Raw genomic sequence first — 16,035 nt, 5'->3', positions numbered from 1 at the left:
AATGAAAAAATTTATAAATAGTATAAGTATAGCAGTTGTTTTTTTTAGTGTATTGTCTGTTTCTGCCCAAAAAAAATGGTCATTAAAAGATTGTATTCTTTACGCTAAAGAACATAATATAAATGTGTTAAAGCAAAAGATTCAATCTGAAATTTCAAATAGCGATGTTGTTATTGCGAAGGGGAATTATTTACCAAACGCAAGTTTTAATGCTTCTCAGAATTTTTCACTTGGAAATTCCTTCGATGTATCTACTGGAGTTGGTAAAAGTGAAAGTAGATCTAATAGTTTTAGTTTGTCATCTTCAACTCTTATTTTCAAAGGGTTTTCAAATAAATACACGTTACAAAAATCTAAATTGAATAAGCTAAAAGCTGCTTCAGAGATTGATAAAATTCGATTTGATTTAAGGCTTAATGTAACAAATAAATTTTTACAAGTATTATTTCAAAAAGAATTGCTAAAAATTGCAGAAGATCAAGTTGTAATAAGTAAAAATAATTTCGATAGGTTGAAACTGTTGTATGAGGAAATCTTAATTAGTAAGCGAGATTTACTGGAAATTGAAGCAACATTAGCTTCGGATAGAAAAGAAGTAATTGTTATAAAAAATAAAGTAAACACAAGTTTAATAGAATTAAAAGAACTATTAGGAATTAATGAAATAGAGAACTTTGATATAGATGAATTAATTGATGATAATTTTGAGCAAAAGAGTAATGAGTTTTATGATATTACGAACTTGATAATTGAAAATAACCCAACAATAAAAACCGCACAATTTTCTTTAGAACTTAAAAAGAAAGACATTCAATTGGCTAAGTCTAATTTCTATCCAAGTATCAATTTTAATTATTCATATGGGAGTAATTATTATCATATTCAAGGAAGAAAAGACGAGGTATTAAATCAACAAACAAATCAGTTGATAGATAATGGTTTTTGGACACAATTAAATAGTAATAGAACTCATTATTTAGGATTTTCTGCCTCTATTCCAATTTTCAATAGATTTTCTACAAGAGAAAATTATAAAAAAAGTAAAGAAGAATTAAAGATTGCAGAAATAGAATTGAAAAACAACAAGTTTTTATTAAGAAACAAAATTATAATTGCATTAAATGATTTAAATACAGCTAAAGCAAGCTTAAAAGCTTCAGAAATTGCTTATTTAACACAAAAAGAGGCTTTTAATATTGTTCAAGAAAACTATAAAAGAGGAAATATTACTAATGTTGTTTTTTTAGAGAGTAAATCTAAAATGACAAGAAATGCTTCTGAATATGTGAAGGCGAAATTTGAATTTATTTTTAAGCTAAAAGTCGTTAAATATTATAATAAAGTTTAAAATGTTCTTTAATCAAAAACTGTTTATTAAATTTACTAAAATTAATTAATAATTAGAGTACACGAAAACGTACACGATTTTATATAAAATTAAACAAAATAGCATGGTTTTTGGGTTTTTTTGTCAAACTCATAACCCGAAGGTTATTGGTTCGAGTCCAATTCCCGCTACTAATAAAACCAGTTTCATTGAAACTGGTTTTATTGTGGGTAAAAGTGTAGAGCCTACTCTAAAGCTCTTTAGTCCATAAAGCAATTTGGTTTTGCTTGTAAAACTATCCAACGACCCATTTCATTATAAGACAAAGAAATGAACCCAATTCCCGCTACATAACAAGAGTAGTCAGAAACGGTTACTCTTTTTTTTACAATACACTCAGTTATACTGTAATTTCTATACAATTAAGATTAGCCTTGTTGTGTGATAAACCCCTTTAGGTTATCAAAGAAAAACAATTGAGCTATAAGTATCTCGCTGATGTTTTTTATTGAAGAAAGTAAAAAGAAATTGCAATACATCAAATTAATTTTTAGCTTTGGTTCAGGGGTAGAAAATAATATTCTTGCCAAATAATTTATTAAAACGAAACTTTATAAAAAAAATGTATTTTATAAAAGAAAAGAATTGTTTCTAAATTATTAAAAACAAATTAAATGATTAGACGTTTAAAAGAAGAAAAAATAATATTTTATGATGTATTAAGATGGTTTGTTCTAGCTACAATTATTGGACTATGTTCTGGTTTGGTCGTATCACTTTTTATCAAAATGTTAAATTGGGGCACAGCTTACTCTGAAAGTTTTTCAAAATACTATTGGATTGCACCTGTCTTTTTTATAATTAATATTGTGCTTATAAAATATTTAGCACCAGACGCTGATGGACATGGAACAGAAAAGGTTATTGAAGCAGTTCATAAACGAGCAGGAAGAATAAAATTAGCTGTAATTCCTGTAAAATTGATAACCACATTATTAACCTTGTTTTCAGGAGGTTCTGTTGGTAAAGAAGGACCAAGTGCGCAAATGGGCGGAGGGTTGGCATCGCTTTTGGCAGACCTGTTAAAATTTAGTGATGAAGATCGTAAAAAATTAGTTATCTGCGGAATTAGTGCTGGGTTTGCAGCCATTTTTGGAACCCCAATTTCAGGAGCTATTTTTGGCATTGAGGTACTTTTTGTGGGGGTTATTTTATATGATGTATTATTGCCATCATTTGTGGCGGGTATCACAGCATTTTATATTACAAACTTAATGGGAGTAACAAGGCCTCAATATAATATTGATTTTTCTGCAGGAATAACCGAGTTTTTTATCCTTAAAATTGCACTAGCAGGCGTTGTTTTTGGTTTGTGTGCGTTTCTTTTTATTGAAATAATGAACCAAACTGAGAAATTAGCAAAACGAATTAAAATTCATTTTTTATTAAAAGGGGTAATTGGAGGAACTCTTATTATTCTAATAGGAACCCTTTTTGGAACAGAAGCGTTAGGATTGGGTTCAGGTACAGTAGCAGGCATATTTTCAGGAGTAAAAATTGTATGGTATTTATTTATTTTAAAAATTATTATTACTGCCGTTACCTTAAATTTTGGAGGAAGCGGAGGTGTAGTGACACCAGTGTTTTTTGTTGGAGCTACCGTTGGTGCTTTAATAGGGCAGTTAACAGGGAATGACCCTGCTCTTTTCGCAGCCATAGGTTTAGTCGCTGTTTTAGGAGGAGCCACCAATGCTCCCATTGCTGCTTGTATCATGGGAATTGAATTGTTTGGAGAAGCAATAGCGCCTTATGCAGCTTTGGCGTGTGTCATTTCTTTTTTTATCACTGGAAATAGAAGCATATACCCAACACAAATTCTTGCAATGAAAAAGGCTTCGCAACTTACAACCGTTGTAGGAAGAGAAATAAAATTAATTGATGAGGAGTTTGAAAAAAAATAGATACAATGAAAAAAACGAAAGATATAGAAGCGTATGATTTAATATGTGTAGGTGGTGGTATCATGAGTGCCACTCTTGCTTTGTTAACTAAAATTCTAAAGCCAGAATTAAAAGTCTTGATTTTAGAACGTTTAGATGATGTAGCTCAAGAAAGTTCTGCAACATGGAATAATGCAGGTACAGGTCATTCTGCTTTGTGTGAATTAAACTATACTCCTGCAGATGAAAAAGGCAATGTTCATATTGAAAAAGCAATTGACATTTGCACACAGTTTGAAACGTCTAAACAGTTCTGGTCGTATTTAGTTGAAAAAAAACTCATTAAAAACCCAGCTTCTTTTATTACCAAGGTACCGCACCACAGTTGGGTGGTTGGGTCAGAGAATGTCGCATATCTTGAAAAACGTTATCAAGCCATGAAACAACACTTTATGTTTAACACCATACATTTTACGAAGGATGTTGATCAAATGAAACAGTGGTTTCCATTAATAATGCACAAGAGAACCAAAGAGGAACAAATGGCTGCTTCTAGAATAGAACGTGGTACTGAAGTAAATTATGGAGCGCTTACCCAGCAACTGTATCAAATCTTAAGTGAAGAATTTGAGACTAAAGTACAATGCCATAAAGAAGTTTTAGATGTGGATCCAGATTCAAATTTAGATTGGTCTGTAAAAGTAAAAGATACTAAAACAGCACAAATAGAACATTTAGAAGCAAAGCATGTTTTTATTGGTGCTGGAGGTGGAAGCCTTTTGTTGTTGCAAAAAATTGAAATAGAAGAAAAGGAAAATTATGGAGGTTTTCCTATAAGTGGCGAGTGGTTGGTCTGTAAAAATAGAGAAATTATAAACCAACACAATGCTAAAGTATATAGCAAAGCAGGACTTGGAGATCCGCCAATGTCTGTACCTCATTTAGATACACGTTTTATTGATGGAAAAAAAGAATTGTTATTTGGTCCTTTTGCAGGATTTAGTCCAAAGTTTTTAAAAGAAGGTTCTAATTTAGATCTAATTAAGTCTATTAAGCTGAATAATCTACATGCAATGTGGGGCGTTTTTTGGCATAATTTACCACTAACCAACTACTTGATAAAACAAGTAAGCATGTCTTTTGAAGATAGAATGAATGCCTTACGGACTTTTATAAAAGATGCAAAAGAGGCAGATTGGGAAATACTTATCGCTGGGCAACGAGTACAAACTATAAAAAAAGACGAATTTGAAGGAGGTAAATTAGAATTTGGAACAGAAGTAGTAAGCAGTAAGGATGGTAAAATTACTTGTTTGCTGGGGGCTTCACCGGGCGCATCAACATCTGTAAAAATTATGTTAGATGTATTGCAAAAAGCATTTCCAGAAATACTCAATTCTGAAGAAGTAAAGAGTAGATTGAATGAAATAATTCCATTTTGGAATAAGGAGGTTACAGAAGAGTTCTTTAAAAAGCAACTTAAAAAGGCTGAAAAATCACTTCAATTAAAATGAAAAAACATTAAATTAGTACAATCTCAATTTCTACTCAATTAGATTTATTAAACGTATAACAATGGAAACATTTAAAAGCAATTTATCCGCTAATGAATTCCCGAAATCTGAAATGATTTTAGGAAAAACGATTAGGCTCTCAATTTTTAATCTTATTAAAAGTGAATATCCCAAGTTTACAAAGAACAGTACAATCTCTATTTCGGAATTAAATTATTATAGGCAAAAGTATCTTGAAACGTATTTGATAAAAGAAGCAGGAGAACTTTCAAATTTAGAGGAAGATGTATTGCAAAGTATTGAAAAGCAAGGGCTCATTTCTGATAATTTATTACTTAAAAACAATGATGTTAAAAGTAATTTTGGGCAGCGTTTAGCAGATAAAGTAGCCTCTTTTGGTGGAAGCTGGAAATTTATTATTTTGTTTTCAGTCATCATTTTTCTTTGGATTACCGCAAATATTGTATTGCTTGCAAACAAAGGCTATGATCCTTACCCTTTTATTTTATTGAATTTAATTTTATCATGTTTAGCAGCATTCCAAGCTCCTGTAATTATGATGAGTCAAAACAGACAAGAAGAAAAAGATAGAGATCGTGCCCAGCAAGATTATATGATAAACTTAAAAGCAGAGTTAGAAATAAGAACGTTACATGAAAAACTAGACCATCTTATTATCCATCAACAACAAGAATTATTAAACATTCAAAAGGTACAAGTAGAAATGATGGAAGATATAATGAAGCAAATTAATACAAAGAAGAATGAATAATATTGGCGTTGTGCTTTCTGGAGGTGGAGCTAGGGGAGCAGCTCATATTGGCGTTTTACAAGCGTTAAACGAAAATGGAATATATCCTTCCTGTTTCTCAGGAGCAAGTGCTGGAGCTTTAATAGCGGCATTGTATTGTGCTGGATATACACCTTTAGAGATTTTAAAATTAAGTAAAGAAAAAGAGTTTCTTAAGATTTTTAGAATAGGATTCCTTAAAAAAGAATTAACAAATATGATGCGTCTTCAAAACTTCTTGAAACACCATATTCACCAAAAAAATATAGAAGATTTAAAGATTCCTTTGCATGTTTCTATTTCTAATATCAATAGCGGAAGAGGAGAGATTTTAGATAAAGGAGAGTTAATACCTCTTATTTTAGCATCTTGTGCAGTGCCTATTCTTTTTAAGCCTATTAAAATAAAAGAGAGTCTTTATGTTGATGGAGGTTTGTTAAACGACCTGCCAATTGAGCCACTAAAAGAAAAAAAATTAAAAATTATTGGAGTAAATGTGTGCCCAAACGATTTTAGAAAAGAAATAATTGGTATTATGGCAATAGCAGAACGTGTTTCTCAAATGAGTATTTGGGGTAATATTGCGCCTAGAATTGCTCAATGCGATGTTGCGATTGAATTAGAACAATCCTATAAGTATAGTATGTTTGATTTGAAGAAATCACAAGAGCTTTTTGATATTGGATATGAAGCAACACTGCTAAAAATTAAAGATATAAAAAGCGCAATTCAAAGTAAAAAGTAATGTTTTAACTATTTTGTGAACAGCTATTGTTTTAAAATAGCGATACCTTTATTGTCTAATATAAAAAGAAAGAATGTTGAAATGATTCCCTCAAATCATCCTACCTCAATTCAGTATATCGAGTAAAAATTAAATACTCAGTTAACCATACCCTTAAGAAAGGTATTTTAGGGAAATGCTATTAAATGATAAAATAATAATAAGTTAGAATTCGTAATAGAACCAGCTAGTACCCTATTGAAGTATCTGACACTTATTTATCTGTTAATTAAAAGAATAAGCTAAAAAGAATACTGTGTGAGTAGTTTAAAAAGAGTACTGTTTTATTCATAAATTGTAGTATTTTTAGAATTCCAAATTAAATTAATTATTAATTAAATACATCAAATTATGAATAAAGAGTTAATAAATAGAGTTGCTAGTTTAGGTATGTTATTTTGGGTTATTAAAATTATTTCTACAACAGTCGGAGAAACTGCTGCAGATTATGTTTCGGTAAATCTAAAATTAGGGCTGTCAACAACTGCTATTTTAATGGGGGTAATAACCATTATTGTAGTTGTTTGGAATTTTAAACAAAAAAAATACTTCCCACCTTCTTATTGGTTATTAATTGTAATGATGAGTATAGAAGGCACGCTAATTACTGATTTCTTGGTGGAAAAATTTAGTGTCTCATTATTAACGTTAGATGTGATTTTTACGATTGCAATGGTTTTGTTATTTTTCTTGTGGTACAAGAAAGAGCATACATTATCAATACACGCTGTAAATAATGATACACGAGAAAAATTTTATTGGATAATTGTATTAACAACATTTGCTTTAGGAACAGGTGTTGGAGATACTGTATCAGAATATTTGAAAGTTGGTTATTTATACTCTTTAATTATTTTTGGTTCTATTTTTATTTTAGCAGGTATTTTATATTATACCAAAATTATAAATGCCGTTTTGGCTTTTTGGATCGCGTTTATTGTTACAAGACCTATTGGTGCTTCATTAGGAGATTTATTTATTCAACCAGCAAAAGACGGTGGATTGGGAGTCTCGGTAGCAAGCATAAATATTATCTTTTTTGTAATAATAATAGCAGCAGTCTCATTTTTAACAGTAAAATCGGGTGCCAATAGAAAGGTCGTTAACTAATTGTATTGTTTATTGCTATTATTTTAAATTTAAGGAGTATTTTTTTAAAAAAACCAATTTCTATTTTTATTAAAAGTTAAAGATATGATTATGATATAGAGATGTTTAATTTGTTGTTTACATTTTAAATCCATGTAAATTTATAATTTGAAGTTTTCTTAATAGATACATTTAAGAAATTTGCTTAGTCGTTTTAATTATATTTGTGCTTATTAATCCCCCGTTATTATGTTTTCTTATTTAAGAATTAAATACCTGAGTTCGTTTAGAATTACTGCTTTTTTGCAATTTGTCTGAGTTTACTTTTCCTTTTTTGGGGAGTCGGTTGATTTTTTCAAATTGATTTTTTTTCTTAATTTTTTACCAAAAACCACAAGAGAGATTCTAGATGAATCTCCTACATGGACTAATTACGTTTATTTAATAATTGTTCTAACCAATTTAGTGCCAATACTTTTTAAGCCTATTAAAATAAAAGAGAGGCTTTCTGTTGATGGAGGCTTGTTAAACGACCTGCCAATTGAACCATTAAAAGTAAAGTTTCTATTAATGGTAAAGGAAATTTTGTTTTTTTTCAAAAGCGTAAATATTAATTGTTTAAAATCTTTCAATGACTGAAATTTAAAAAAAAAAGCGAATTGAGTATAATTAAAAAATTCGGTTTGCTTTTGTGTTTTATTTTAATATATTTACAAAATAAACCTCCTAATTTCATGAATTCTTATTTTTTTAACAAAATTACATTTAAAGTAGTAACTTTTATAGCTCTTTTTCTTTCCATATCCCTTTTCGTTTTAGGTGCCACTAGATTTATTCAAATAGATTTTTTGCTAGATTTTTTACCAAAATACACAAGAGTAATTTTGAATGGATCTTCTAAGTGGATTTATTATGCTTATTCATTAACGGTAGTAACAAATTTTTTAGCAGTTTTGTTATTGTACAAAAGAAATATACTTTCTGTACCTGTTTCTAAATACTCAGCTATAGGTATGATAGTACTTATTTCTCATCATTTTTATATTACAGAGTATATTCCTCGATATGAAGCTGTGGAAATGTTTTTAACGTTGATGTTTTATCTTTTTTTAGCTTGGTTTATCGTAAAAGCAAGAGCTAATGGGTATTTGTCTAAATTTTCTAAAGAGAAAACGTCCGTTTCATTAAAAATACAAGAAGGATGTGATCACGAATGTGCATATTGTCCAATTCCTTCAAGAAAAGGATCTTCTAAAAGTGATACATTAAAAAATATACTTGCAAATGCAGAGAGCATGGCATTAGAAGGAATAAAAGATGTTTTTTTAATTGGTGACAACATAGGAGATTATGGTACTGGAGAGAATGGGGGTTTAAAACATCTTCACAGCTTTTATGATTTACTTAATGAACTTGATAAAATTGGAGATATTAGCAGATTTACTTTTTTATCTATAACGACTCCAATGTTTAGTGAAAGAACATTGAGATTTATAAAAAACTCTAAAAGAATTTCTCCATATTTTAATATTAGAATGGATAGTGCAAGTGATGAAATGTTAAAAAAGATGAATCGCCCATTTCCTTTAAAGCCTTATAAAGAATTATTTATCAATATAAAGAGGTTAATGCCAGATGCGTACATAATTGTGGAAATTCTTGTTGGTTTTCCTGGTGAGACTGATGCGTTGTTTAATGAAACAGTTCGGTTTTTACAAGAAGCAGATGTCTCTTATATTAGAACAACCGTTTATACAGCTAAAGTTGGAACTAAAGCATTTGGTACATTAAAAAAAGATGCTGTACCAAAATCTGTCTGTAATAAAAGAAAAAATGCTCTTATAGGATTGTCTAAAATAAAACTCCATACTTTTTATGAAAGTCAACTTGGTAAAGAGAAGTTTGTTTTATTTGAAAACAAAATAAGAAAGGGTTCTTTGTATGGTTATACAAATAATGGAGTAAAAGTTAAAACAGTATGGGATTCAAAACTTGGAAATACACTCCATGAAGTTAGGTTAACTGGAATTAAAAGGAGTACAATGTTATTCGAGTTTTTGGAAAGCGAAATTCTTATTGATGATACGACTGCTAAAATGATTTAACCATCTATTTATATTTATGTGTTATTTAAGAAAACAGACTTTATTTTGGTGATAGAGATGAAATTAAATTTTTATTATTTCTTCTAGAGAACTATTGCGACTACTATTTAATTTGTATTACCTTAAACAGACCTATTTCTTGTAAAGGATAAAAAGCTATGGATTAAGTTGTTTTTAATAGAAATGCTCCCCTAAAAAAGGAGGATCAATTTATAGAGTAAATTGTTGGCTTCATGTTGAGTAAAATGCAATTAATGTATGATATAATTTTTTAGACTTTTAATTTTAAATGTAATAATAGGTTCTAAGGAAGGCATAGGCTTTGATAATAAGTATAGTTTTTTTAACTAATCCTGCTCTTTATATTTAATTGATATTAATTGTCAAGAAAATGTTCTAATCAATTAAAATAAAAACTTTAAGAGTACTTCCATTGAACCATTATCGTTTATCTGGTTGGTTTTTGAAGTTGTGAAAGTGTAAATAGTGCCAGTTTTATATTTTTAATGATATTAAACAGGGTAAAAAGAGCTTGTAATTTATCAACACTATAATTTATTAGCTATTTCACAATAGCATTAACTGGTGTTTATTTAACTGTACCCACCATTGCAGAGGATGAAACAGTATTTTAATTTTCTTTTTAGAATGCTTTCTATTTTATATTTATGTTCGGATTGTTTAATGTTACCGATCGTTGTGGAAAAGGAATTTCAATACCTTCGTTGTCAAAACGGTTTTTGATACTTTGTAGCAGATCACAATATAACCCATAAGCATCTGAACTATCTTTAGCCCATGCAGCAACTCTTAAGTTAACAGCAGAATCACCTAATGCAGTTACTCTTGCAATTACAGGAGGAACACCTTTGTCTATATCTTCTTGTGTGCGATTATCAATATGTAATGGATGACTTAAAACCTCTTCTTTCATTATTTCAAGAGCACGTTCGGTATTAGAGCTGTACCCAATACCAATGTCAATAAATTTACAACATCGGTTGTCACCTAAATGTGCATTTACTAATAAATCACTACTAATTACCGAATTTGGAATAATAATTCGATTGTTCTCAAAATCACGAATTACAACTTGACGCAGATTTATGTCTTCAACAACTCCAGTAAAAGTGCCTCTAAGGGTAATTTTATCATTAATTCTAAAAGGCTTAAAAATTACAATCAGAATACCACTCATAACATTACTTAAGGCTTGTTGAGAAGCTAACCCAGCAATTAATGAAAGCACACCTGCTCCAGCTAAAAGAGAATGTCCGACAATTTTAAATTCTGGAATTTGAACCAATGCAAATGCTAATCCAATGATGTATATTAAAGCTGTAATAATGTGCTTTATAAAAAGATAACCTGTTAAATCTTTGTGATGTTCAATAAGCGATTTTTTAACCAAACGATGCATCAGCCAGTTAAAAAGGGTTGCAATAAAAATTGTTGAAAGAATAATAACGACAATCATGCTTTCGGTTCTAAATTCTGTGAAATATTTATGGATCATGTTTTTTATATAACTATTCTTTCAGACAGGATAAACTAATATTATTGTTGCATTTAGTAGTAGCTTCTATTTGGATATTTTTTTTGATATGGAATATATTAATCGTTTACAAATAAGATAAGCATATTTATTAAAGATAAAATTTCAGGAATACTTCCATAGAACCGTTGTCGTTTATTTGGTTAACTTTAGAAGTGGTAAAATCGTAAGCGGCACCAAATTTTACATTTTCTATAATAGTAAACATGGTAAAAACAGAATACATTTCATCTATTCTATAATTCATTCCTGCATCTATCGTTTTAAATTGTAATGTAGTATTAATATCTACTGATGACGGCGCACCTTCTGTATTTCGATACATAATTCCTGGAGTAATTTTAAACTCTTCGGACACTTTAAAATGATATCCAAACCCATAATACATATGCAAATTATCTACTGCTGCTTTTGGGGCATTTCCTTGTTTCACATATCTTTTTCCGTTTAAAAAATTTGGAGTAGAAATGCTCAAATAAAAATCGTTGTGTTTTAAATAAACTCCAGCACCAAATAGAGGATTAAAAAAGCTTTGGTTTTCACTAAACAAAGGATCGCTTCCATTTGCGCCAGCTTTATTTAAATCAATATTTATTATGGATCCTCCAGCTTTTACACCAAAGTAAATGTCGTATGTTTCTGATACCTTTATTTTGTAGGAAATATCTAATGCAATATCTGTTTCTTGCAATACAAAAACTTGATCTCTAACAATTGAAATACCAATACCTAAATTGTTTTTTAAAGGAGAAGAATACGAAAGAGCTTGTGTATTTGGAGCATCATTTATGCCAACCCATTGACTTCTGTAATTTAAACTTATTTCTTTAAAAGAAGTACTACCAGCATAAGCAGGGTTTATAATATTCATATTATAATTATATAACGTGAAATTTGCATCTTGTTGGGCAAAACTAATTTGAGCAAAACAACATAAGAGTACTATGTATATAATTTTTTTCATTCTTCTAATTTTAAATCTTCTGCAACTTTTTTAGTAATTAATATATATCCAACCTTTTGCAGGTTTAGAATTTGGCGTGTTAAATTCTATTGTAAAATAATAAGCACCAACAGGTAATCTTTTACTGCTATTTACCTTATTAGAAAACCCGTTAAAAGAATTGTTATAGCCTTTCATTTGATACACTAATTTTCCAGATCGATTGTAAATATGCACTATATTGTTTGGGTATAATAATATATCTTCGATGACCCAAGTTTCATTAATTCCATCTCCATTTGGAGAGAAACCGTATTTTTGTTTCATAACAATTGCATTCTGACACGTAGCAACATCGGTATCGTAATAGTTGATAATTCCATCGTTATCACAATCTTCTTCAACATCAGCAATACCGTCACCATCGGTATCTTCTTGCCCTGGATTAGGTAAGTAACTATTATCAGCATCGTCTAAAACACCATCATTATCATCGTCATCATCACAAAAATCTGGAATCAAATCTCCGTCTGTATCAACGGTACTTACTTTAATTGTAAATATTGATGAAAGATCACTTACATTATTTGCAGTATCGGTCGCTTTTGCAGTTATAGAATATGTTGCGTCTGGAAGTGTAACAGAAGTATAATCAAAACTCCATGTTCCGTTTGCAATTGCCGTTGTAACTCCAACAGAAATGGTATTTACAAAAACTTCTATCTGAGAATTTGGCTCTGATTCTCCGTTAAAAACCAATGTGTTATCTGCAGTTGTTGTATTGTCTCTAGCACATGTATAACTATCTACAGATAAAATTGATGGAGTAGTTGGTTTTGTCGCATCATAAGTTATGCTAAATTGAGTTGCAGCAATATTTCCGTTTGTTGCGGCATCATTTGCAACATCATTTGAAACATCAACGGTTACAATTCCGTCTGCAGTTGGTGTAATTAAAGCTGAATATAGTGTTGCGCTTGTAGCAACAAAATTAGAGGCTGTTGCATTGCCGAGCGTAATATCATTGATGTCAAAACCAGTAATATCTTCAGAAAACGTAATTGTTGTTGTAAATGCAGCATTTGTTTGATTAGAAACTGTACAGGTAATTGTAGTGGTTGGTTTTGTCCTATCAACATTTATTGAAAATTGAGCAGCAACAATTCCATTTCCTGCATTGTCTTCTATTTCATTTTCAGGAATAGTTATACTTACTGTTCCGTCTGCAATAGGAGTGATTGTTACTTTAAAAAGGGCGTCATTTATATAAACAAAATTACTATAATTAGCATTTGTCAACGAAAAATAAGTTTCATCAAAGTCTGCTACGTCTTCAGAAAATGTGAATGTAGCAACAAAACTTGCAGCATTTGTTGGGTTCGGCGTGTCAGAAGTAATAACAACAGTTGGTTTGGTTGTGTCATAGATTATGCTAAAAGTATTGCTAGCTAAATTGTCATTATTAGCTAAATCTTGCAAAGAATTTGCAGGAACATCAACAGTAACAATTCCGTCAGAAATTGGTGTAATTAAAGCGGTGTATTTGCTTTCATTAATTTTGTTAAAAACACCTGTAGTTGCATTGCTAACAACAACATCGCTTAAAGAAAAATTTTGAATATTTTCTGAAAATGTAAATATAGCTGTAAATGGAGAAGGGGTGTAGTTTATGCGAGAACCTGTTATGGTAACTGTTGGATTTGAAGCCGTATTTTTATTTTGAAGAGAATTTTCAAATGGAGAATTATGGTTTATTAACGTGCTATTTTGACTATAACTATAGCTAAAAAATAAAACCGCAAATAATAATAAAAAATTAATAGTAGCTTTTTTCATAAATACTAGTTTGTTTTCAAATACGTGTCGTAATTTTCTATAGATTGAATAATTAATTTTACAGCTTCTACATAAAACTGTTGATTTATATTTTCAAAAGTGTCAGTGTCTTTGTGATAATCTTTATGATCTTCTACCCCAAAATAAATAAAAGGGATTTTCTCTTTATGAAAAGATCTATGATCTGAAGAGTTTGTCCAGTTTTGTATTGTTTTATCGTTCGGATTATCATGTCCAGATAATAAATTAATCGAAGTTTTTATCGTCGTTAAAGGTTCTTTTAACTGCGGATAATGATACAGACCACACGCATACAATTCGTTTTTGTCGTTGTGCGCAATCATATCCAGATTAATATTTAAAACGATATTTTCTTTTCCTAAAGGAAAGTTTTTCACCAAATAAGCCGAGCCATGCATTCCAGCTTCTTCAGCATCAACAGTTGCAAAAACCAAGGTATGATTTGGTGTTTTATCTTTAAAATAATTTGCAATTGCAATTACTGCAGCAGTACCAGAAGCATCATCATCTGCGCCATTATATATTTTTCCGTTTCTAATTCCTAAATGATCATGATGGCCTGTAATAACAATTATTTTGTCAGATTTTCCTTTAATCATACTTACAACATTTCCGCCAACAACAGTTGTGTCAGGAACGTTTGCATCGTTTTTTTCTTTTCCGTTTATAGGAAACATTCGTTGTCTTTTTACGCCTTTATAAGTAGTTGTAAATTTTTGAATATAACCACTATCTAAAGCTGTTTCCAATTGTAATCTTTTAAATTCATTGGCAATTAATTGCTGCGCTTTATAATTACCTGGCTTAGAAAAACTTCTTCCTTCTAAAGAATCGCTTGCTAATATTTTTATATTATTTAACAATTGAGCTTCATCAATTTTAATGTTATCTGCAGTAGAAACGGCATTTAATTGATTCGTTTTTTTTGACTCGTTTGAAGTGCATCCAATAAAAAGAAAAGTAAAAAATACAGCAAAAAAAGCAATTTTAATTTTCATATGATTAACAGTTTTGTTGTTGATTAGTGTCTAAAGATAAAGAATTATAAAAATTAAAGACACTTTTTTTAATTAGAATTAACTTTGTCAGTATTATTTTTGGTTAAAAAATGGTATCGTTAACTGAATATACTATATTTGAAAGCTTAAAAACAATTAAATAAGATACTTTGCAAAGAGCAATCATTTTTCTTTTTTTCATTTTTAGTTCTTTATCTGTCGTAGGTCAAGAAACCTTACCAATCTATTCTGATTATTTATCTGATAATATATTTTTAATTCATCCTTCGGCAGCAGGAATTGGAACTTGCGGTAAAGTTAGAATTACAGGAAGAAAACAATGGCAAGGTGTTGCTAATGCTCCAGAATTACAAACATTTAGTTTTCACAATAAATTTGGAGAAAAAGCCGCAATGGGTTTTGTTGCTTTTAATGATAAAAATGGCTATCATTCTCAAAAAGGAATTCAAGCTACTTATGCATATCATTTAGATGTTGGTGATGGAAGTATTTTTGAACAATTGTCGTTTGGTCTTTCGGGAACAGTGGTTCAAAATCAATCGGATCAAAGAACTTTTTTTGGAGATAGAGCAGTGCAGCAATTAATAGAAAGCACAAGTTATTTTAATGCAGATTTTAGTGTTGCGTATCACAGAGCTGGCTTTTCATCTTACTTTACAGTAAAAAACTTATTACTTTCGGCTAAAAATAATTTAAATAATAGTTTAGAACCGTTAGATTTAAGGAATTATATTTTTAGTGCTGGTTATTATTTTGAGTATAGAAATGTTGTAAACTTAGAGCCTTCTTTTATGTTACAATTGCGAGAAGGAACAGGCGAAGCAATTGCAGATTTTAATATTAAAGCGTATAAAAATCTTGACAGCGCTCAGATTTGGGCAGGATTATCTTATAGAAGAAGTTTTGATAAAGGGGCTATAGAAAACTTAACCTATCTTTCTCCGATTGTAGGCATCAACTACAATCAAATGATGATTTCTTACACATACACAAAACAGCTGGGAAATATCGTTTTTTCTGATACTGGTTATCATCAAATTACTTTAGGAATCAATGTTTTTTGTAAAAGACAGAGAGCTGCTGCTTGCCCTAATATCAACGCTTCTTTTTAA

Annotated in this window: 13 protein-coding genes; 8 read left to right on the top strand and 5 right to left on the bottom strand. The window is 30.0% G+C overall.

Translation table 11 applies throughout. The features are described from left to right. The first annotated feature begins 1 nt into the window (after position 1). From KCTC32516_RS01935 to KCTC32516_RS01910, 6 genes are all read left to right on the top strand, one after another. On the top strand, positions 2 to 1,348 hold the full coding sequence (locus tag KCTC32516_RS01935) for a TolC family protein (protein ID WP_301401659.1): 1,347 nt from the start codon (positions 2 to 4) through the stop codon (positions 1,346 to 1,348). A gap of 653 nt (positions 1,349 to 2,001) precedes the next feature. Further along, entirely contained in the window at positions 2,002 to 3,288 is a 1,287-nt protein-coding gene (locus KCTC32516_RS01930; RefSeq protein WP_301401658.1) for a chloride channel protein, read from the top strand. 5 nt (positions 3,289 to 3,293) lie between these two features. Beyond that, the gene (mqo, locus tag KCTC32516_RS01925) at positions 3,294 to 4,781 is read left to right on the top strand and encodes a malate dehydrogenase (quinone) (RefSeq protein WP_301401657.1); all 1,488 of its coding nucleotides are present in this window, start codon (positions 3,294 to 3,296) and stop codon (positions 4,779 to 4,781) included. Between the two features lie 61 nt (positions 4,782 to 4,842). Next, complete coding sequence (locus KCTC32516_RS01920) at positions 4,843 to 5,553, top strand: DUF1003 domain-containing protein (protein WP_301401656.1); 711 nt, start codon at positions 4,843 to 4,845, stop codon at positions 5,551 to 5,553. After that, on the top strand, positions 5,546 to 6,316 hold the full coding sequence (locus tag KCTC32516_RS01915) for a patatin-like phospholipase family protein (RefSeq protein WP_301401655.1): 771 nt from the start codon (positions 5,546 to 5,548) through the stop codon (positions 6,314 to 6,316). The genes KCTC32516_RS01920 and KCTC32516_RS01915 overlap by 8 nt, the downstream gene beginning before the upstream one ends. Before the next feature lie 390 nt (positions 6,317 to 6,706). After that, the gene (locus KCTC32516_RS01910) at positions 6,707 to 7,465 is read left to right on the top strand and encodes a COG4705 family protein (protein WP_301401654.1); all 759 of its coding nucleotides are present in this window, start codon (positions 6,707 to 6,709) and stop codon (positions 7,463 to 7,465) included. A gap of 416 nt (positions 7,466 to 7,881) precedes the next feature. On the opposite strand, the gene KCTC32516_RS01905 is transcribed toward KCTC32516_RS01910, so the two are convergent. Beyond that, entirely contained in the window at positions 7,882 to 8,043 is a 162-nt protein-coding gene (locus KCTC32516_RS01905; RefSeq protein WP_301401653.1) for a hypothetical protein, read from the bottom strand. Positions 8,044 to 8,103: 60 nt separating this feature from the next. On the opposite strand from KCTC32516_RS01905, the gene KCTC32516_RS01900 reads away from it, so the two are divergent. Further along, positions 8,104 to 9,549, top strand: a complete 1,446-nt coding sequence (locus KCTC32516_RS01900; RefSeq protein WP_301401652.1) for a radical SAM protein — start codon at positions 8,104 to 8,106, stop codon at positions 9,547 to 9,549. Positions 9,550 to 10,204: 655 nt separating this feature from the next. On the opposite strand, the gene KCTC32516_RS01895 is transcribed toward KCTC32516_RS01900, so the two are convergent. From KCTC32516_RS01895 to KCTC32516_RS01880, 4 genes are all read right to left on the bottom strand, one after another. Beyond that, positions 10,205 to 11,065, bottom strand: coding sequence for a mechanosensitive ion channel family protein (locus KCTC32516_RS01895; protein ID WP_301401651.1), 861 nt, complete (start codon positions 11,063 to 11,065; stop codon positions 10,205 to 10,207). A gap of 130 nt (positions 11,066 to 11,195) precedes the next feature. Further along, positions 11,196 to 12,068 (bottom strand): PorP/SprF family type IX secretion system membrane protein, encoded by an 873-nt coding sequence (locus KCTC32516_RS01890; protein WP_301401650.1) that lies wholly within the window; start codon positions 12,066 to 12,068, stop codon positions 11,196 to 11,198. Between the two features lie 30 nt (positions 12,069 to 12,098). Continuing rightward, a complete protein-coding gene (locus tag KCTC32516_RS01885) occupies positions 12,099 to 13,883 on the bottom strand; it encodes an Ig-like domain-containing protein (RefSeq protein WP_301401649.1) in 1,785 nt (594 codons plus the stop codon). 5 nt (positions 13,884 to 13,888) lie between these two features. Continuing rightward, positions 13,889 to 14,902: a M20/M25/M40 family metallo-hydrolase gene (locus tag KCTC32516_RS01880; protein ID WP_301401648.1), complete on the bottom strand. Its 1,014-nt coding sequence runs from the start codon at positions 14,900 to 14,902 to the stop codon at positions 13,889 to 13,891. 170 nt (positions 14,903 to 15,072) lie between these two features. Here KCTC32516_RS01880 and KCTC32516_RS01875 point away from each other — a divergent pair, with 170 nt between their 5' ends. Next, positions 15,073 to 16,035 (top strand): PorP/SprF family type IX secretion system membrane protein, encoded by a 963-nt coding sequence (locus tag KCTC32516_RS01875; protein WP_301401647.1) that lies wholly within the window; start codon positions 15,073 to 15,075, stop codon positions 16,033 to 16,035.

The organism is Polaribacter huanghezhanensis (assembly GCF_030444335.1).
GTDB lineage: Bacteria > Bacteroidota > Bacteroidia > Flavobacteriales > Flavobacteriaceae > Polaribacter > Polaribacter huanghezhanensis.
Note: the sequence above shows the minus strand (reverse complement) of the source record. Positions and strands in the feature narration are given on the sequence as shown.

Coding starts and splice junctions, on each gene's coding strand:
- KCTC32516_RS01915 (WP_301401655.1), top strand. CDS start 5,546: ATGAATAATATTGGCGTTGTGCTTTCTGGAGGTGGAGCTAGGGGAGCA.
- KCTC32516_RS01890 (WP_301401650.1), bottom strand. CDS start 12,068: ATGAAAAAAATTATATACATAGTACTCTTATGTTGTTTTGCTCAAATT.
- KCTC32516_RS01895 (WP_301401651.1), bottom strand. CDS start 11,065: ATGATCCATAAATATTTCACAGAATTTAGAACCGAAAGCATGATTGTC.
- KCTC32516_RS01910 (WP_301401654.1), top strand. CDS start 6,707: ATGAATAAAGAGTTAATAAATAGAGTTGCTAGTTTAGGTATGTTATTT.
- KCTC32516_RS01935 (WP_301401659.1), top strand. CDS start 2: ATGAAAAAATTTATAAATAGTATAAGTATAGCAGTTGTTTTTTTTAGT.
- KCTC32516_RS01880 (WP_301401648.1), bottom strand. CDS start 14,902: ATGAAAATTAAAATTGCTTTTTTTGCTGTATTTTTTACTTTTCTTTTT.
- KCTC32516_RS01930 (WP_301401658.1), top strand. CDS start 2,002: ATGATTAGACGTTTAAAAGAAGAAAAAATAATATTTTATGATGTATTA.
- KCTC32516_RS01885 (WP_301401649.1), bottom strand. CDS start 13,883: ATGAAAAAAGCTACTATTAATTTTTTATTATTATTTGCGGTTTTATTT.
- mqo (WP_301401657.1), top strand. CDS start 3,294: ATGAAAAAAACGAAAGATATAGAAGCGTATGATTTAATATGTGTAGGT.
- KCTC32516_RS01920 (WP_301401656.1), top strand. CDS start 4,843: ATGGAAACATTTAAAAGCAATTTATCCGCTAATGAATTCCCGAAATCT.